The sequence below is a fragment of the Paracoccus endophyticus genome (assembly GCF_003286075.1).
GTDB lineage: Bacteria > Pseudomonadota > Alphaproteobacteria > Rhodobacterales > Rhodobacteraceae > Paracoccus > Paracoccus endophyticus.
In genome coordinates this window covers 260585-277307 of sequence record NZ_QLUV01000004.1, presented here as the reverse complement: position 1 = coordinate 277307, position 16723 = coordinate 260585, and the positions used below count along the sequence as shown (strand labels likewise).

The window sequence follows — 16723 nt, the reverse complement described above, 5'->3', positions numbered from 1 at the left end:
GCGGGCCTCCTTGGCATCAAGGTCATCAAGGGCATCGCGGAAGGTTTCGACCAGATTCTGCTTGAGAATCTTGCCGTTCGGCGAGGTCGGCAGGGCGGTGGTCACGATGATGCGTGAGGGTCGCTTGTAGGGCGACAGCCGCTCGGCCACATGCTCGCGCAGGTCGCGTTCGCTCACCAGGGCGGGATCATCCGTCTGGCAGAAGGCCAGCACTTCCTCGTTGCCGCCTTCGGTCTTTCGGCCGATCACGGCGCTCTGGATCACGCGGGGATGATCGTTCAGCGCGGCCTCGACCTCGGGGGGATAGACGTTGAACCCGCCGCGGATGATCAGTTCGCGCGCGCGCCCGGCGATATGCAGGTTGCCCGCCGCGTCGATGCGGCCCAGGTCGCCGGTGCACAGGAAGCCTTCGTCGTCGAATGCGGCGGCCGTGGCCTCGGGATTGCGGAAATAGCCCAGCATCACATGAGGGCCGCGCGTCTGGATTTCGCCCACGCCGTCCGGCCCCGCATGGCGCAGCCGCAGCTCGACCCCCGGAAGGGCCGGACCGACGCTGACATCCGGCACGCCCGGCGGGTTGGTGGTCAGGGTGGCGCCCGCCGTCGTCTCGGTCAGGCCGTATCCGTTCTGCAGCGCGACGCCGTAGAAGGCCTCGGCCCGGCGCTTCCAGTCGGGGTCAAGGGGCGCCGCGCCCGAGGACACATAGCGCAGCCGGCCGGCCGGCAGGCGAGCGATGCCGCGCGCCGCGGCCTCCTCCATGATGAGCGCGTGCATCTGCGGCACGGCGGGCAGGACGCTGACGCCTGCCTGCAACGCGTCCACCACGGCGGCGGGCGTGAACCGGGGGAACAGCCACAGCTCTGCCCCCGCCACCATGCCCGCGATCATCATCGAGGTGAGGCCGAACACATGGGTCATCGGCAGCACGCCCAGGATCAGGTCCTCGGGCGTCATCCCGCGCATCCGGGCCGATGTCTGCCCGCCAAACAGCAGATTGGCATGGCTGAGCATCACCCCCTTGGGGGTGCCCGTGGACCCGGTGGTGTAAAGGATCAGCGCCGCCTGCCCTGCATCGGGCGACAGCCGCTCGGGCACCGGCGAGGCGAAAGGCCCCGCGATCGCCAGCCTGCCGAGCGCGGTGTCCCAGGGGCCGGCCTCGGCGATGTCGGCATGGGTGCGCGCCTGCGGCGACACATTGGTCAGATAGACCGTCAGCCGCGGGTCGGCGTGCCCGGCGATGCGATGCAGTTCATGTTCGGTCATCCGGGCGTTGACGGGAACGGCGATCGCGTCCAGCCGCGAGGCGGCCATGATCATCCCGATCAGCGCGGCGCAGTTTTCCGCCAGGATCAGCAGCCGGTCGCCCGCCTTCAGGCCGCGGGCCGCCAGGTCGGCCGCCAGGTCCTCGACGATGCCGCCCAGTTCCGCGAAGGTGATCCGCTGCCCGTCGTGGTCCCGCAACGCGGGTGCATGGGGGCGCACGCCGCGTTGGGCGTCAAGCGGATGATGAATGCGTGTCATCGTCATTGGTCAGCCTCTTTCCCGGTCCGTTCCTGCAGGGGCGGCCTGCGGCGCCCGAAGTCCGGGGCGGCACGGTTCAAGCGCGCGCGCAGGCCCGCCGCGGCCTCTGCCCCCGCCAGGGCGTCGGCCATGGCATCGCCTTCGCGGTCGAGTTGGTCGTCGAAGCGGCCCTCGCGCGCCTCCGCCAGCAGGCGCTTGATCGCGGCCTGCGCGGCGGCAGGACCTTGCGCGAAACGCGCGGCCAGTTCAGTGGCGCGCGCGATGGCCTGACCCGGCGCGGCCAGATCCGTCACCACCCCCAGGCCTGCCAGGACGGGCGCCGCGACGGGATCGCCCGTCAGACACATGCGTGCCGCAAGGGTTTCGGGCACCCTGCGCGCCAGCAAGGCCGTCAGCCCGCCATCCGGCACCAGTCCGACGCGGACATAGGCCGCCGCGAAGGCCGCATCCTCGGCCGCGACCAGCACGTCGCAGGCCAGCGCGATCGACAGCCCGGCCCCGGCGGCGGCGCCCTCGACGGCGGCGATGACGGGGCGCGGGCAGGCGCGAATGGCCCTGATCGTGGCGTGCAGATCCTCGATCACGGCGCGGCGCTCGTCCCGCCCCATCCCGGCACGGGTGGCCAGGGCATTCAGGTCGCCCCCGGAGCAGAAATAGCCGTCCGCGCCGGTCAGCACGACCGCACCCAGGGCGTCGTCGGCGGCCGCCCGCGCCAATGCGCCCCGCAGGGCCGCATACATGGAGGGCGCCAGCGCATTGCGCCGTCCGGGGTTCGACAGCGTCACCCGCAGGTGATCGCCGTGATCCTCGATCCGGGCTTCGGCCTGTGCGACGGTCATCAGGCGTCCTCCGTCCGGCCGGTGGCCCCGCCGGACACGCGCTTGAAGACCCCGGTCGCCGTCGCGATCAGCGTGCCGTCGTCGTGGACCAGCTCGGCCGCCACGAACAGCAGGCTGCGGCCGCCGCCGACCACGCGCCCCGTGGCGGTGATGCCCCCGTGGCGACCGGCGCCCACGAAGTCGGTGTTCAGCGAGACCGTCAGGAACGGCCGCCTGCCGCTGGCGTCCAGCGTCAGGCTGGCCGTCGCCCCGCAGGCATTGTCCAGCAGCATCGCGGCGATGCCGCCATGCAGCACGCCATGGCGGTTGGTGTGCCGGTCGTCCACCTCAAGCCGGCACCGCGCCCGGCGGTCGGGCTGGCCCACGTCCAGCGTATAGCCGATCAGGCGCTGCGCGCCGGTCTCGGCCACGATGATCCCCTTTGCGTCGCTCATGCGGCGTTGACCGCAATGAAGCGTTCCAGGTGATGATCGCTGTCGCCAAAGCGGGCGTCGGCCGCCAGCAGGCGGCGGGCCAGCGGCGCAAGCTCGTATTCCTCGGTCATGCCGATCCCGCCGTGCAGCTGGATTGTTTCCTCGGCCACCTGCCGCCCGACCCGGCCGACAAGGGATTTCGTGGCGGCCACATGACGGTCGCGGTCGGCGGTGTCCAGATGCCCGGCCAGGTTCCAGACGGCCGAACGCGCCTGCTCGACCTCGGTCAGCAGGTCGGCCATGCGGTGCTGGATCGCCTGGAACGACCCGATCGGACGGCCGAACTGCTTGCGCGTCCTGAGATAGTCCGTGGTCAGCTCGACCGCCTTCTCCATCACCCCCAGCGCATCGGCGCAGACGGCAAGGATCGCGGCGGCAAGCGGCCGATCCAGCAGCGAGGCATCGCCGATCCGGCGGGCGGGCACATCCGCCAGCGTGACCTCGGCCGCGCGGCCACCATCCATCAGGGCATAGCCCCGCATGGACATACCCTCGGCCGGTGCCTCGACCAGATACAGGCCGTCCACCGCAAGCACGATCAGGTGCGTCGCGCCTTCGGCCCCTGTCACGACCGACTTCTCGCCGGTCAGCCTGCCCCCGGCGGCGCTGGTCCTGACGACGCCGTCATAGCGCTGGCCCGGTTCGTCCAGCGCAACCGCGACCCGTGCCTCGCCGCTGGTCGCGGCTTCGGCCAGGTCGGCCTCGCCCGCGGCGGCAAGGATGCCCGCGCCCAGAACCACGCTGTCCAGCAGCGGCGTGACAGCCGCCGCCCGGCCCAAGGTGCGGAACACCATCAGGATGTCCGCCCCGGTGCCGCCGAAGCCGCCGGCCTCTTCGGTCATCAGGGCGGCCCCTGCGCCCAGATCGAACAGGGCGACCGGGTCAGGGCCGCGCTGCAGCGTGCGGGCCAGGCTTTCGCCCAGCATCGTCTGTTCCTCGGTAAAGCCGAAATCCATGGCGCGATCTCCTCTCAGAGGCCCAGCAGGGATTTCGCGATGATCCCCCGCTGGATTTCGTTCGAGCCGCCATAGATCGACAGCTTGCGGTTGTTCAGATAGGCGCGCGTGGCGCCGGCTGCCTCGGGCGGGCCGGGCGGCAGGGCGTCGTTGGCCCCCTCCAGCGCCTCGGACGGGAAGGCCAGCGCCCAGGGACCGACCGCGCGCCGGGTCAGGTCGTTGATCGCCTGCCGGATCTGGGTGCCCTTCAGCTTCAGCATCGAGCTTTCGGCGCCCGGAACCTGCCCTGCCGCGGCCTGCGCCAGCATCCGCAGGTTGGTCGTGGACATGGCCATCAGGTCGATTTCCACCCGCGCCACCTGGGCGGCAAACAGAGGGTTCTCGCTCAGCGGCCGGCCGTTGGCGACCTGTCCGCGGGCGATCCGCTTCAGCGCCGCAAGGCCTGCGGTGGCAAAGCCCACGCCCGCGATGTTGGTGCGTTCATGCGTCAGCAGGTACTTGGCATAGGTCCAGCCCTTGTTCTCCTCGCCGACCAGGTTTTCGGCGGGCACCCGCACGTCGTCGAAGAAGACCTCGTTCACCTCGGGGCTGCCGTCCAGCAGGACGATGGGCCGCACGGTAATGCCGGGGCTGGTCATGTCGATCAGCAGAAAGCTGATCCCTTCCTGCGCCTTGGCGGCGGGATCGGTCCGCACCAGGCAGAAGATCCAGTTCGCGTGCTGGCCCAGCGTCGTCCAGGTCTTCTGCCCGTTGACGACGTAATGATCGCCCTGCCGCACCGCCGTCGTCTTGACCGAGGCGAGGTCCGACCCCGCGCCCGGTTCGGAATAGCCCTGGCACCACCAGTCCTGGCCGTTCAGGATGCGGGGCAGGAACTTCTCCTGCTGTTCCTTGCTGCCGAAGGTCTGCAACACGGGCCCCAGCATGGCGATGCCGAAGGGCAGGATGCGCGGCGCGTGCGCCAGCGCGCTCTCTTCCTCGAAGATATGGCGCTGGATCGCGGTCCAGCCCGCGCCGCCGAACGCGCGCGGCCAGTTGCCGGCCAGCCATCCCCTTTCGTTCAGGACGGCATGCCATTCCTCAATCTCGGCCTTTGTCAGTTCCTGGTGAAGCCGGACCTTTTCGGACAGGCGGGCAGGCAGGCGGTCCCTGAGGAACTGGCGGACTTCGGCGCGGAAGGCCTCGTCATCGGGCGAAAAGCTCATGTCCATGGTGCGTTCCCTTCAGAAGATCTCGATCAGGCCGGCGGCGCCTTGGCCGCCGCCGATGCACATGGTGACGACGCCCCATTTCGCGCCGCGCCTGCGGCCTTCCAGCAGGATGTGGCCCGCCGTCCGCGCGCCGGTCATGCCGAAGGGATGGCCGATGGCGATCGAGCCGCCGTTGACGTTGAACCTGTCGGGGTCGATGCCCAGCCGGTCGCGGCAATACAGCGCCTGGCTGGCGAAGGCCTCGTTCAGCTCCCACAGGTCGATGTCCTCGACCGACAGGCCCGCCCGTTCCAGAAGGCGCGGCACGGCGAAGACCGGGCCGATGCCCATCTCGTCGGGCTCGCATCCGGCGATGGCAAAGCCGCGGAAGGCGCCCAGCGGCGTCACGCCCTCGCGCGCGGCAAGCTCGCCCTCCATGACGACCAGGGCCGCCGCGCCGTCGGACAGCTGCGAGGCGTTGCCGGCGGTGACGAACCTGTCCTCGCCCTTGACCGGCTTTAGCGAGGCCAGCCCCTCCAGCGTGGTGGACGGCCGGTTGCATTCGTCCTGGTCGAAGGTGACATCCTCGTGCCTGACCTCGCCGGTCGCCTTCTCGATCACCGCCCGCGTGACCTCGATCGGGATGATCTCGTCGGCGAACAGCCCCGCCTGCTGGGCAATGGCGATGCGCTGCTGCGAGCGCAGGGCATATTCGTCCTGCGCCTCGCGGCTGACGCCATAACGGGCGGCCACGTTGTCGGCGGTGTCGATCATCGGCAGGTAAAGGTCGGGCTTGTGCTCCTCGATCCAGGCCTCGCGCGAATGCCGGGGCGGGGGCTGGACCAGGCTGATCGATTCCAGGCCCCCCGTCAGCACGGCCCGCGCGCCTTCCAGCTGGACCATGTGCGCCCCCATCGCCAGCGCCTGAAGGCCCGAGGCACAGAAGCGGTTGACCGTCGTGCCCGCCACGCTGACGGGCAAGCCCGCGCGCACGACGATCTGCCGGGCGATGTTTCCGCCGGTGACATATTCGGGATAGCCGCAGCCCCAGAGGCTGTCCTCGATCAGGCCTGGGTCGATGCCCGCGCGTTCGACGGCGACGGCCGCAACACGCCCCCCCATGGTCGCACCGTGGGTCAGGTTCAGGCTGCCCCGGCCGGCCTTGCCGATGCCCGTGCGGGCGGTCGAAACGATAACGGCGTCCTTCATGTCGCATCCTTTCCGGTGTTCACGTCGGCCAGCGTCCCGCCCTTGGCCGCAAGGCGGGCCAACAGGGGCGAAACCTGCCAGAAATACGGGTCGTCCTGGGCAAAGCGGGCGATGTCGGCCGCGATGCGATCCAGCCCCTGCGCGTCGGCCCAATGCATCGGCCCGCCCTTCCACCGGGGAAAGCCATAGCCGTGCAGCAGCACGACATCGATGTCGGACGCGCGCGCGGCGATGCCCTCGTCGAGGATCTTCGCCCCCTCGTTGACCATCGCCGCCATGTAACGGGCCTGGATGTCCTCAGGCGCGAAGCGGCGCGGCGCAATCCCCAGTTCGCTGCGGAGGCCGTCCAGTGCCCCGGCCATCTCGGGGTCCGGGCGGCCCTGCGGGGTCTGGTCGTCATAGATGTAATAGCCCCGCCCCGTCTTGCGGCCGAGGCGCCCGGCCTCGACCAGGCGGTCGGCGAAGACCGGGACCCGTTCGCGCGGCTCGCGGGTGGGCGCCTTGCGCTGGCGGGTGGCGTGGCCGATGTCCAGCCCGGCCAGGTCGCCCACCTGATAGGGGCCCATCGGGAACCCCAGGGCGACGATCGCCTGGTCGATCTCATACGGCGAGGCGCCGTCCAGCACCATGTGGTCGGCGGCCGTGCGATAGGCCAGCATCATCCGGTTGCCGATGAACCCGTCGCAGACGCCCGAGCGCACGCCGATCTTGTTCATCCGCCGGGCGAGCGCAAAGGCGGTCGCCACGACATCGGGCGCGGTCCGGTCCGCCACGACGATTTCCAGCAGCCGCATGACATTCGCCGGCGAGAAGAAATGCAGCCCGATCACGTCCTGCGGCCGCCCGCTCGCCTCGGCGATCAGGTTCACGTCCAGATAGGACGTGTTCGTCGCCAGCACCGCGCCGGGCCGGCAGACGCGGCCAAGGGTGCGGAACACCTCCTGCTTGGCTTCGAGATTCTCGAACACCGCCTCGATCACCAGGTCGGCGTCGGCCAGCGTGTCGTAGGACGCGACGGCGCGGAAGGATTGCCCCAGCATCCGCTCGCGCGCGTCCGCAGCCAGCTTGCCGCGCTTGACCGCGCCCTCCAGCATCCTGCCGATGCCTGCGGCCGCCTTGTCGGCCGCCGCATCGTCGCGTTCGACCAGTGTCACGTCCAGGCCCGCCGTCAGGGCGGCGGCTGCGATGCCCTGCCCCATCGTGCCGCCGCCGATGATGCCGATGCGATCCACCCTGCGGGGGCTGACGCCCGTCAGATCGTCCTGCTGGGCGGCGCGGCGTTCGGCAAAGAAGGCGTGGACCAGCCCGGCCCGTTCGGGCGTCTGCATCAGGTCCATGAAGGCACGCCGCTCATGCGCCATCCCTTCGGCAAAGGGCATGGCAAGACCTTCGACGATGGTGTCCAGCGCGCGCAGCGGCGCGACCTGCCCGCGGGCGGACCGCGCCAGCGTCGAGCGCAGCGCCTCGACCCCGGCCGACGGGACCGTCGGCGCATCGGCCTCGGACAGGCGGCGGGGTCCGCGCCCTTCGGCCAGCAGGCGCCGCGCCGCGGCGTCCCCGGCCGCGCGGGCGTCGGTGTCTTTCGCCAGCGCGTCGATCAGCCCGAGCGTCAAGGCCTCCTCGGCGCCGATCTGACGACCCGAGGTGATCAGGTCGATCGCCGCCTCAAGCCCGATGGCGCGCGGCAGCCGCTGGGTGCCCCCTGCCCCCGGCAGCAGTCCCAGGGTCACTTCGGGCAAGCCCATCCGGGTCCCAGGCAGGGCGACCCTGTGATGGGCGCCCAGGGCGACCTCCAGCCCGCCGCCCAGGACCGTGCCGTGCAGCGCCGCGACCACGGGCTTTTCGGATGCCTCGATCATGGCGATCACGTCGGGCAGGAAGGGCGGCACCGGCGGCTTGCCGAACTCGGAAATGTCGGCCCCGGCGATGAAGGTGCGGCCGGCGCAGAACAGCACCGCGATCCGCGCGTCGGGATCGTCGGCCAGGCGGGCCACGGCGTCGGCCAGCCCCTGCCGCACGGCGGCGGACAGGGCGTTGACCGGCGGGTTGTCGATCTCGATGAAGGCCACCGCGCCTTCGCGCAGATAGCTGACGGGCGTGCGTTCACTCATGGTCATGCCTCCATGCGGATCAGGCCGGGGGCCTGTCCGGTCAATCGTTCCAGGGTGCGAACCGCGGCGGTCAGCTTGGGTCCGACCTCGGTCTCCATGCGGTCGACGGACACTTCCGAGGGCAAGGCGCCGCAGGTGAAGACGACCGGCTCGACCAGGTTTCCGCTGCGGAAGGGCACCGAGACGGCATTATAGGCGGCCGGCGTCCTGTTGCCCGCCGGGGTGGACACGAACCCCCGCAGGGCCATGTCCGCGCGGGCCTGTGGCCGGTCCGCCAGAAGCTCGTTCAGCACGTCGCGATCCGGCAAATGCTCGGCAACGATCCGTTCGATCTCGTCGGCGGTCGCGGCCGCGATGAAGGCGCGCGGGGACGAGAACGGCTGGAGCGAGATGCGCTGCCCGACCTCGAGCCAGATCGAGGCCACATGGGTGGGCCGCCAGGTGCGGATCAGGACCATCTTGTCCCCGTCGCGCACCGCCAGCACCACCAGCGTCCCCGTGTCCTCGGCCAGCCGCTGCATCAGGTCATGCGCCGGCACCAGGAAGGACAGCGAGGTCGCCGCCACATGGCCCACCGCCACCAGCGTCGGCCCCGGTCGGAAGCGGTCGTCGCGGGGGGACTGGACCAGATAGCCCAGCTGCCCCAGGGTGAAGGTCAGCCGCGACACGGTCGATTTCGGCAGGCCGGTGCGTTGCGCGATCTCGGCATTGCTCAGGCCGTCGTCGGTGACGCGAAAGGCGCGCAGCACCGACAGTCCCCGCGCCAGGGTCGTCGCGAAACGGGGATCGTTCAGGTCGCTCATCTCTCGCCTCACAAACCGTTCGGGATGAGGGTCGAGATCGCCGGCACCAGGATCAGGATCGCCAGCACCACGATGTCCATGGCCAGAAAGCGCATCACGCCGGCGAAGATGTCGTCCACCCTGATGTTGCGTCCCGTCACGTTGCCGATGACGAAGACGTTCAGCCCCACGGGCGGCGTGATCAGCCCGATTTCCAGCAGCTTGACCACGATGACGCCGAACCAGATCAGGTCCATGCCCATGCTGTCCACCATCGGGATCACGAAGGGCAACGTCAGCACGATGATGCCCACCGGGTCGAGGAACATGCCCAGGAAGAGATAAAGCGCCGAGATGGCGACCATCAGCATCAGCGGCGACAGCCCCGCCTCGGCCACCCATTGCGACACCATCCCCGCCGCCCCCGTCAGCGCGACGAAGGACACGAAGATCTTGGCGCAGGCGGCGATCAGGAAGATGGCCGAGGTCTGGATCAGGCTCTCGCGGATGGCGATCCACATCGAGCGCAGCGTCAGCGAGCGTTCGGCAAGGCCGATCAGGATGGTCAGCACGACGCTGACCGCCGCCGCCTCGGTCGCGGTAAAGATGCCGCCATAGATGCCGCCGATGATCACCGCGAACAGGACCAGCGCCGGCCAGGCCGACAGGGCCGCCTTGCGCCGCGCGCCGGGCACCAGCGGCGTCGGGTCCACCGGCGCGGCGGACGGATCGCGCGATACCCACCACAGCACGACGATGACATAGCCCAGAAGCGTCAGCAGTCCCGGCAGGATGCCGGCCAGGAACAGCTTGCTGATCGAGGTCTCGGTGAAGATGCCATACAGGATGAACAGAACCGACGGCGGGATCAGCGACCCCAGCGTGCCACCGGCTGCGACCGACGCCGTTGCCAGCCGCGGGTTGTAGCCCAGCCGCAGCATCTCGGGCACGCAGATGCGGCCCATGGTCGAGGCGCAGGCGATGGACGACCCCGAGATCGCCGAGAACCCGGCGCAGCCCATCAGCGAGGCCACGCTGACCCCGCCCGGCACGCCCCGCAGCCAGACGTTGGCCGCGTCATAGATGCGGGTGGTGATGCCGGTGTGATAGGCGATGTTGCCCAGCGCCACGAACAGCGGGATCATCGACAGGTCATAGGAATGGATCAGCTCGAAGAAGCTGTTCACGACCATCGACGAGGTCGGGTTGATGGCGCGCTCGGGCACGAAGCTGCCGCTGCGGAAGGCATAGATCAGGAAGGTGCCGACCGTCGCCACGCCGGCCAGAACAAAGGCGATCGGCACGCGCAAAGCCAGAAGAAGGATGACCAGCCCGAAGGCCACAAGCCCGATGGTGGATGCGTCCATCTCAGACAGACTCCTCTTCGATGTGGCTGGCGACGCTGACGGTGCCGGTCCGGCGCAGTTCGGCGATGTCCTCTGCCGCGACCAGGACCAGGCGGATGGCCATGGTGATCAGGCCCAGCAGGAACACCAGCTTCATCGGCCAGCGCGGAATGCCCAGAAGCCCGTCATAGAACTCGCCCGAGGCCCAGGAGCCCGACAGGTTGCGCCAGCTGGCATAGATCAGCGGCATCATCGCCAGCAGCGCCACGAACCAGCCCATGATGATCAGCAGGCCGCGTGCGCGCGGGGACATGCGGTCGGTGACGAAAGTCACGGCGATATGGGCGCGGTTGGCCGTCGCCGCCGCCAGCGGGAAGAGGATGGTGGGGATCATCAGTTCGCGAACGATGATGACGATGTCGGGCACGCTCCAGCCGAAAAGCTGGCGGCCGGCCACGTTGGCGGTGATCGCCAGCGCCAGCGCCAGCGTCGAGACGACAGCGAACTCAAGCATGATGCGCTCGATGGCCTTCATGGCCGCACCTCCGGGTTTGATCGCGCTGCGGTCCGAACCCATGGGGGCGCAAACCGGGGAAGGATATGCCGGGCAGGCCTGTCCAAATGGATGCGGCCTGCCCGGCGCGCGTGAGTCAGGTCCTGGGGATCGGACCTGCCCTCAGTTGGCCTTGGCCGCCCAGGGATAGCCCTGCTCGTCGCGCTGCCTGGCGAATTGCGCGATCAGCGCGGTGTATTCGTCAACCAGAGCCTGGCCGTCCAGACCTGCGGCATCGGCCCGCTGGATCCATTCGTCGATGTATTTCTTTCCGGCCTCGGCCAGCCGCGCGCGATCCTCGTCAGAGATCGTCAGGACAGGCGTGCCCTTGTCCTCAAGGATCTTGACCGAACGCGCGTTGGCATCGGTCAGGATGCGCCCGAACTCGTCCGCCAGGCCCTCGCCCGCGGTCATCAGCGCCTGCTGCTGCTCGGGCGGCAGGGCGTCGAAGCTGTCCTTGTTCATCATGATGCCCAGGGCGCCGATCTGGCCGAAGTCGAGCGCCGTATAGCTGTCGAAGACCTCGTCGAACTTCAGCGCCTCGACCAGATAAGGATAGGTCTGCGTGCAGTCGATCAGCCCGGTTTCGAGCCCCTGGTAGGCTTCGTACACGGACATGTCGACGGGCGTTGCCCCCAGATCGTGGAACACCTTGCCATAGGCACCGACGCCGCGGATCTTCAGCCCCTTGACGTCATCGAGGGTCTTGATCGTCTTGCCCTTGCATCCGACCTGCACGGCCGAGGTGGTGTAGGTGCCGATATAGACCAGATTCTGGCTGGCGAGGTTTTCCCTGATCTGCGCGTTTTCGCGCATCAGCTTGTCAGTCGCCTTCATGCCCACCCAAGGGTCGGGGTTCGGGATCGGCAGGTCGGCCAGCCCATAGGCGATCATGTCCTGCGGGAAATAGACCCCGATGACCGAGCCCATATCGGCCACGCCGTCGCGGATCGACTCGACTGCCGCCTTTTCGGAAAACAGCGCCCCGCCCCAGTTCACGTCGATCTCCAGCTCGCCCTTGGTCTGTGCGGCGACCTGATCGACGAACCACTGGGTCGCTTCGGCGCGCACGCCACGGTTGGGGCCAGCCTCGCCATAGATCAGCGTCGTGGCGGCAGCCGGAACGGCGGCCATCCAGAACATGCCCAGCGACACGCAGCTCGCAGTCAAGAAACGCATGGTGATTCTCCTCTCCTGTTCCGCATAATGGCACACAGTTCCATTAAATGAAACAACCTTGCGCCCGTTCGAGGGCCCTGCCAAGGTCGTCTGAACGGTGCGGAAAGAGGAAAACGGTTGTGTTCACCGGGTTGGAGCCCTTCAGGACAGCGGCGCTCGGCCCCGGTCGTGACGCTCATCACGCGCGGGAAGACCTGCCCTGCCAGGGGAGGCGCGCCTGAATGCAGGGTCCGGTCACACAGGCCCGTTCCGTGCGGACGCTGCTGGCGCAGATCTGCATCGTCCTTGTCATTGCCGTGTCGCTCGTCGGCATCTTCGTCCCGTCCATCGTGCTTGGACTGACGGCCGGTGCGGCGCTGACGGTCTATCTTGTGCTTGCCTGGCGGCAGTTCACCGTTGCCACATGGATCACCGTTGGCCTGTGCGTGGCGCTGCTGTCGCTGGCCCTGCTGCGCGGCATCGACATGCCGACGCTTTCCCGTGGCCTGGAGCGAATGGCATTCCTGGCGGCGCTGCTGGCGCTTCTGGGGGCGCTGCGCGTGGTTGCCTCGGAGGCGCCCGAGGTCGTCCGGGCAGGCCGGTACCTGACGGCCCAGCCCCCCAGCCGGCGCTATCTGGCGATGAGCCTGGGCGGCCATGTCTTCGGTCTGCTGATCAATCTGGGCGGGATGGCGATCCTTCTGGACATGACGCGCCGATCGCTGGACGAGACAAGCGGCCATCTGCCGCCCGCGCTGCGCACATGGCGCCTGCGCCGGATGACGACCGCGGTGCTGCGCGGGTTTTCCCTGGTTCCGCTGTGGTCCCCGCTTGGACTTGGCCTCAATGCCCTGCTGCTGGCCATGCCGGGGCTTGCATACGGCGATGTCGCGCCAGCAGGACTGGCGGCCGCCGGGATGTTCCTGTGCTGGGGCTGGTTCCTGGACTGGGTCCGTGCGCCGCGCATCCCCCCGTCGCACCGAAGGCGATCTGTCCCCGACCCGGCCGACCGAGGGGGCCTTGCGCTGCTGATCGTGCATGTCGGATCGCTGGGCGGGTTGGTTCTGGCCTTGCATGCCCTGTCCGCACTGGGGTTCCAGCAGGCGCTTCTGATCGCGGTGCCGGCTTACAGCCTGATCTGGGCGGCGCTGATCGGCCGCCGGGCCGCAGGCGGCTCCGCTGCCGCCATCCGGCGTGCGATCACCGGAACAGTCCGGCGTTTTCCCGCCGCCGCGGCCGAGATCGGCGTCTTTGCGTCCGCCGGGCTGCTGTCGGTTCTTGCGGTTGAACTCATCCCGATCGAGCGCGTGCAGGCGCTGGTTGCGGGATATGTCGGTGCCCCCTGGCAGATGGTCGTCCTGCTCAACCTGTCGCTGTTCGCGCTTGCGACCGTCGGGGTAAACCCCATCATCACCGCAGCGGTGATCGGCGGCCTGGTGGCAGAACTCGACGCGCCGGGATTGTCCGACGCTGCGGCTGCCCTGTGCCTTGCGGGGACCTGGGGTTGCGTCATGGGCTTTACGCCACTGATGACCACCGTGGTTTATGCCGGTGCCTTGGTACGACAGCCGCCCATGGTGGTCGGCTTTGGCTGGAACGGGCTGTACTGCCTGTCGTCCCTGGTGCTGTGGACCGTTGGAATGGCACTCGTGGCCCAGATGGGAATACTTTGAAACGCAACTCGAGGGATGGCCGCTGCTGCGGAGAGCCATACTTGCCCGACAAGGATCACGGAACGGGCGAGTGTATCGCGCAGTGTCCGCCGACAAGGGGCAAGCGGGGCTCGCACCGCAGGCGCGGGCAACGCCTGGCCTCCGATGGGTCGCCTTCGGGCGCAGCGGCTCGGCCGGGTCAGTAGAACCCCACCTCGCGCACCTCGATCTCTGCGTCATGGTCCCGGCCAAACGCGACGACGGCCACCGACCTCAGGCTGCCTGGGCGGGGCACGGTGCGCAGCAGGGCGCCCGACGCGACGAAGGCATTCAGCGGCAGGCGCACCTCGCTCCAGGACCGCGTCACGTCGAAGCCCGCCTGATAGTATTGCCAGGGCAGGACAGTGCCCGCGGTGCGCAGATGCACGAAATAGCGCTGGTCGTTGCCGCGCACGACAAGCCGCACCCCGGTCGTGCCCTCTGGCGGCGGGCTTGCCAGATCCAGCCGCATCTGGATGAAGCCGCCCCTGTTGGCCGTGCTGACGCGGCCGGTCATGCGCGCATGGGGCCGGCCGTCCTCCTGCGCGAAGGCGACCTGTCCGGACGACACGCCGCCCATCACCGCATCCGTGAAGAACCGCCACCGGGTTTCGGGCTGCATGGTGAAATCCTCGATCATCGCCTCGTCGGCCGACACGGGCCGCGCCGCCGCAAGGACCAGCGCGGCCAGCAGGGCGAGAAGGACCAGACCGCGCATCGACACCTCCCTTGATCTGCGCCCGTCCGTGTCCGGGCCATGTCAGAGGAGCACGTCTCCGGCCGCCTCACCAGTGCCGCGTTCCGGGCGCGCCCTTGATCCGGCCCTCCAGATTGGGCGTGATCCAGCCGCCGTAGAAGTCGCCCGGCTGCGGCAGCACGCGCAGATCGCCGACCCAGGCCTCGTCCATCAGCCCGGCATAGAACGCCACGTAGCCGGCGATCGGCGCAAAGCGCGCGCTGGGGCGGTCATAGGTCCAGGCGGCGCGCGGGCGGGAAATGGCTCCGGCACTCACGTCGAGATAGCGGGCCGTGCCCTTCCATTCGCAGAAGCTGCTGCCCGGTGCGGCTTGCAGCGTGGCGCTGATATCCGCAGGCGGCAGATAGTAGGTGGGCGCATGGTGGGTCTCCAGCACCCGAAAGGCCCGCGTCGTCTCGGCCACGAGGATGCCGCCCAGGCGTATCGTGATGCGCTGCGGCACCGCCTCAAGCGCCGGCGGGCGGGGGTAGGACTGGACGTTCTCGCGCGGCAGGTCGGTCATGCGGCCAGCACAGCCGCAAAGCGCGCCACCGCGGCCCTGCGCCAGCCCATCGTGCCGGACGCCGCATCGCGGTCGAGCGCCGCCCGATCGGTGCGGAACCCCGGCACCGGCGAACGAACCTTGCGCGGGGCGATGGGCAGGAAGGGTGGAACCGCCCTCTTCGCGGGGACCTGATCGCCTTGCGTGGGCCTCATCACGCCCTGTCCTTTCGCTGTCTGTGTCATGCCCCATCCTTCATCATGGCGATCCCATGGCAACCCTCATCCTCGGCGCGGCCGGGGCCGCCATGGGCGGCAGCATCGGCGGCGCGGTGCCCGGCGTCAGCACTGCACCCTTCGGCGGCGTGAGCGGCTCGACCATCGGTCCGGTCCTTGAGCGCGGGATCGTCGCGTCGTTCGCGCCGACCCGGCGTATCGAAGGATGCGGTCATCCCCGGACCTTACGGGCGCCTGCGGATGGGCGGCAACAGGTCCGGGTCTTGCAGACAGGGGGGTGCGGGTCTGTTCATGACATCGGGCGACCGCCCCACGTTCGCAAGAGGCATCCCTCATGCGATTTGCGCCGCGCAGCCCACGCCTTCTGCAAGCGGCGATCGCGGGAGTGGTGGGGACAGCCCTGGCGCGTTCGACGGGCTGATGACTGGCCACAGGGGGCCGAGTCGCAAGCTGACGGCTACTGCTGCCTTGCCTTGCGGTTGGCATAGCGCTGGTCGCGGTCGGCCTTCCGGGCGGTTTCATCCGTGATGACACGGGCGATCAGGCTGTCGGCCTTTTCCCGCGCCTCGGTTTCGGCCCTGGCGGCAACGGCGGCGGCGTCCTGCCAGGCGGCAGCCTCTGCCTCGACGCGCTCCTGCTCCTGCTGGCGTGCCTGCGCCTCGGACTTCAGGCGATCCCGTTCTTCGCGCCGCTCGTCCCGGGCCGCGGCAGTCGCCACGCGCGCTTCCTGACGAGCAAGGCGGGTGGGTTCGGCGGCGTCCATCGTGGCACGGTACGCGCGAAGACGCGCAGCCTTCGCATCGGCGGCGGCACTGCGGCGATCGGCAAGGTCGTTGTGTTTGACGGTTCTCAAATCTGTATCCTGTCTGGAGTATCGAGAGCCTGCGGGTCAGGCACTCGTGAATCGTTTCGGAACAAGAGCGGCGGCCACACCGGCGCGTTCGTTCGGATCGTGCGCCGTCCGGGCGGTCTTCAGCCATTCCCGGGCAAGGGACGGCAGACGCGCGTTCAGGCCGCCCGGAGGTTGCAGGCCGACATCTTGCCCGACTTGCCATCGCGGTCCATGTCGTAGCCGAGCTTGAAAGGAAGGCCTGTCCAAAGCGCGGTGCCAATCGCGCGACAAGCAAGGCTCGGCAAGCGAATATCGGTCTGTTGCCGATAGGGGAAGCGATCTCCGCTGTCAATCCGCGAAAGGCTGACCTTTGCCGACAGAGAAGGGCCCGCCTTCTTTACGGACCATGAATTCGACGACACGGGCACGGCTTATTCCGATGCGGGCCAGCTTGTGCCCTCCGCAACGGCTGCTCTTTGCGCCAATGTGTCCCCCTGCACTTGCCGGCCGAAATGCGACGAGACCCTGCAAGGTTGGCAGCGCCGCCGCGTGCCTTTCCACAGGAACATCGCGGCCCGCGCCGCCTAG

Annotated in this window: 18 protein-coding genes; 1 reads left to right on the top strand and 17 read right to left on the bottom strand. The window is 69.0% G+C overall.

Annotated elements, in window-relative coordinates; all coding sequences use genetic code 11:
• The 11 genes from DPQ23_RS07660 to DPQ23_RS07610 form a co-directional block, all read right to left on the bottom strand.
• Positions 1-1527: class I adenylate-forming enzyme family protein (locus DPQ23_RS07660; RefSeq protein ID WP_162630674.1), on the bottom strand; the 1527-nt coding region annotated here is incomplete at its 3' end.
• Entirely contained in the window at positions 1524-2360 is an 837-nt protein-coding gene (locus DPQ23_RS07655) for an oxepin-CoA hydrolase, alternative type (RefSeq protein WP_112874103.1), read from the bottom strand. The genes DPQ23_RS07655 and DPQ23_RS07660, both read right to left, overlap by 4 nt.
• Positions 2360-2794, bottom strand: a complete 435-nt coding sequence (locus DPQ23_RS07650; protein ID WP_112874102.1) for a PaaI family thioesterase — start codon at positions 2792-2794, stop codon at positions 2360-2362. Before DPQ23_RS07650 ends, DPQ23_RS07655 begins: the two co-directional genes overlap by 1 nt.
• A complete protein-coding gene (locus DPQ23_RS07645) occupies positions 2791-3789 on the bottom strand; it encodes an acyl-CoA dehydrogenase family protein (protein ID WP_112874101.1) in 999 nt (332 codons plus the stop codon). Before DPQ23_RS07645 ends, DPQ23_RS07650 begins: the two co-directional genes overlap by 4 nt.
• Before the next feature lie 14 nt (positions 3790-3803).
• Entirely contained in the window at positions 3804-5000 is a 1197-nt protein-coding gene (locus DPQ23_RS07640; RefSeq protein ID WP_112874100.1) for an acyl-CoA dehydrogenase family protein, read from the bottom strand.
• Between the two features lie 12 nt (positions 5001-5012).
• Positions 5013-6188: an acetyl-CoA C-acyltransferase gene (locus DPQ23_RS07635; protein WP_112874099.1), complete on the bottom strand. Its 1176-nt coding sequence runs from the start codon at positions 6186-6188 to the stop codon at positions 5013-5015.
• On the bottom strand, positions 6185-8299 hold the full coding sequence (locus DPQ23_RS07630) for a 3-hydroxyacyl-CoA dehydrogenase NAD-binding domain-containing protein (protein WP_112874098.1): 2115 nt from the start codon (positions 8297-8299) through the stop codon (positions 6185-6187). Before DPQ23_RS07630 ends, DPQ23_RS07635 begins: the two co-directional genes overlap by 4 nt.
• A 2-nt stretch (positions 8300-8301) precedes the next feature.
• On the bottom strand, positions 8302-9102 hold the full coding sequence (locus tag DPQ23_RS07625; RefSeq protein ID WP_112874097.1) for an IclR family transcriptional regulator: 801 nt from the start codon (positions 9100-9102) through the stop codon (positions 8302-8304).
• An 8-nt stretch (positions 9103-9110) separates the two neighbouring features.
• Positions 9111-10448 carry a TRAP transporter large permease gene (locus tag DPQ23_RS07620; RefSeq protein ID WP_112874096.1) on the bottom strand — a complete coding sequence of 446 codons (1338 nt, stop codon included), beginning with the start codon at positions 10446-10448 and terminating at the stop codon, positions 9111-9113.
• Position 10449: 1 nt separating this feature from the next.
• On the bottom strand, positions 10450-10962 hold the full coding sequence (locus tag DPQ23_RS07615) for a TRAP transporter small permease (protein WP_162630673.1): 513 nt from the start codon (positions 10960-10962) through the stop codon (positions 10450-10452).
• Between the two features lie 141 nt (positions 10963-11103).
• On the bottom strand, positions 11104-12159 hold the full coding sequence (locus tag DPQ23_RS07610; protein ID WP_240602557.1) for a C4-dicarboxylate TRAP transporter substrate-binding protein: 1056 nt from the start codon (positions 12157-12159) through the stop codon (positions 11104-11106).
• 251 nt (positions 12160-12410) lie between these two features.
• On the opposite strand from DPQ23_RS07610, the gene DPQ23_RS07605 reads away from it, so the two are divergent.
• On the top strand, positions 12411-13811 hold the full coding sequence (locus tag DPQ23_RS07605; protein ID WP_112874094.1) for a hypothetical protein: 1401 nt from the start codon (positions 12411-12413) through the stop codon (positions 13809-13811).
• Between the two features lie 178 nt (positions 13812-13989).
• Here DPQ23_RS07605 and DPQ23_RS07600 read toward each other — a convergent pair whose 3' ends face one another.
• The 6 genes from DPQ23_RS07600 to DPQ23_RS15390 form a co-directional block, all read right to left on the bottom strand.
• The gene (locus tag DPQ23_RS07600; protein WP_112874093.1) at positions 13990-14547 is read right to left on the bottom strand and encodes a CIA30 family protein; all 558 of its coding nucleotides are present in this window, start codon (positions 14545-14547) and stop codon (positions 13990-13992) included.
• A 67-nt stretch (positions 14548-14614) separates the two neighbouring features.
• A complete protein-coding gene (locus DPQ23_RS07595) occupies positions 14615-15088 on the bottom strand; it encodes a DUF427 domain-containing protein (protein ID WP_112874092.1) in 474 nt (157 codons plus the stop codon).
• Complete coding sequence (locus tag DPQ23_RS07590; protein WP_112874091.1) at positions 15085-15282, bottom strand: hypothetical protein; 198 nt, start codon at positions 15280-15282, stop codon at positions 15085-15087. Before DPQ23_RS07590 ends, DPQ23_RS07595 begins: the two co-directional genes overlap by 4 nt.
• Positions 15283-15308: 26 nt before the next feature.
• Positions 15309-15518 carry a hypothetical protein gene (locus DPQ23_RS15395; protein ID WP_162630672.1) on the bottom strand — a complete coding sequence of 70 codons (210 nt, stop codon included), beginning with the start codon at positions 15516-15518 and terminating at the stop codon, positions 15309-15311.
• A 242-nt stretch (positions 15519-15760) separates the two neighbouring features.
• On the bottom strand, positions 15761-16066 hold the full coding sequence (locus DPQ23_RS07580) for a hypothetical protein (RefSeq protein ID WP_420818570.1): 306 nt from the start codon (positions 16064-16066) through the stop codon (positions 15761-15763).
• A gap of 245 nt (positions 16067-16311) precedes the next feature.
• Complete coding sequence (locus DPQ23_RS15390) at positions 16312-16563, bottom strand: hypothetical protein (RefSeq protein WP_162630671.1); 252 nt, start codon at positions 16561-16563, stop codon at positions 16312-16314.
• Between the last annotated feature and the right edge of the window lie 160 nt (positions 16564-16723).

Excerpts from the sequence above, each read along its gene's own strand:
- DPQ23_RS07655 (WP_112874103.1), bottom strand. The coding sequence starts at position 2,360 with ATGACCGTCGCACAGGCCGAAGCCCGGATCGAGGATCACGGCGATCAC.
- DPQ23_RS07650 (WP_112874102.1), bottom strand. The coding sequence starts at position 2,794 with ATGAGCGACGCAAAGGGGATCATCGTGGCCGAGACCGGCGCGCAGCGC.
- DPQ23_RS07645 (WP_112874101.1), bottom strand. The coding sequence starts at position 3,789 with ATGGATTTCGGCTTTACCGAGGAACAGACGATGCTGGGCGAAAGCCTG.
- DPQ23_RS07640 (WP_112874100.1), bottom strand. The coding sequence starts at position 5,000 with ATGGACATGAGCTTTTCGCCCGATGACGAGGCCTTCCGCGCCGAAGTC.
- DPQ23_RS07635 (WP_112874099.1), bottom strand. The coding sequence starts at position 6,188 with ATGAAGGACGCCGTTATCGTTTCGACCGCCCGCACGGGCATCGGCAAG.
- DPQ23_RS07630 (WP_112874098.1), bottom strand. The coding sequence starts at position 8,299 with ATGAGTGAACGCACGCCCGTCAGCTATCTGCGCGAAGGCGCGGTGGCC.
- DPQ23_RS07625 (WP_112874097.1), bottom strand. The coding sequence starts at position 9,102 with ATGAGCGACCTGAACGATCCCCGTTTCGCGACGACCCTGGCGCGGGGA.
- DPQ23_RS07620 (WP_112874096.1), bottom strand. The coding sequence starts at position 10,448 with ATGGACGCATCCACCATCGGGCTTGTGGCCTTCGGGCTGGTCATCCTT.
- DPQ23_RS07615 (WP_162630673.1), bottom strand. The coding sequence starts at position 10,962 with ATGAAGGCCATCGAGCGCATCATGCTTGAGTTCGCTGTCGTCTCGACG.
- DPQ23_RS07610 (WP_240602557.1), bottom strand. The coding sequence starts at position 12,159 with ATGCGTTTCTTGACTGCGAGCTGCGTGTCGCTGGGCATGTTCTGGATG.
- DPQ23_RS07600 (WP_112874093.1), bottom strand. The coding sequence starts at position 14,547 with ATGCGCGGTCTGGTCCTTCTCGCCCTGCTGGCCGCGCTGGTCCTTGCG.
- DPQ23_RS07595 (WP_112874092.1), bottom strand. The coding sequence starts at position 15,088 with ATGACCGACCTGCCGCGCGAGAACGTCCAGTCCTACCCCCGCCCGCCG.
- DPQ23_RS07590 (WP_112874091.1), bottom strand. The coding sequence starts at position 15,282 with ATGAGGCCCACGCAAGGCGATCAGGTCCCCGCGAAGAGGGCGGTTCCA.
- DPQ23_RS15395 (WP_162630672.1), bottom strand. The coding sequence starts at position 15,518 with ATGACCGCATCCTTCGATACGCCGGGTCGGCGCGAACGACGCGACGAT.
- DPQ23_RS07580 (WP_420818570.1), bottom strand. The coding sequence starts at position 16,066 with ATGGACGCCGCCGAACCCACCCGCCTTGCTCGTCAGGAAGCGCGCGTG.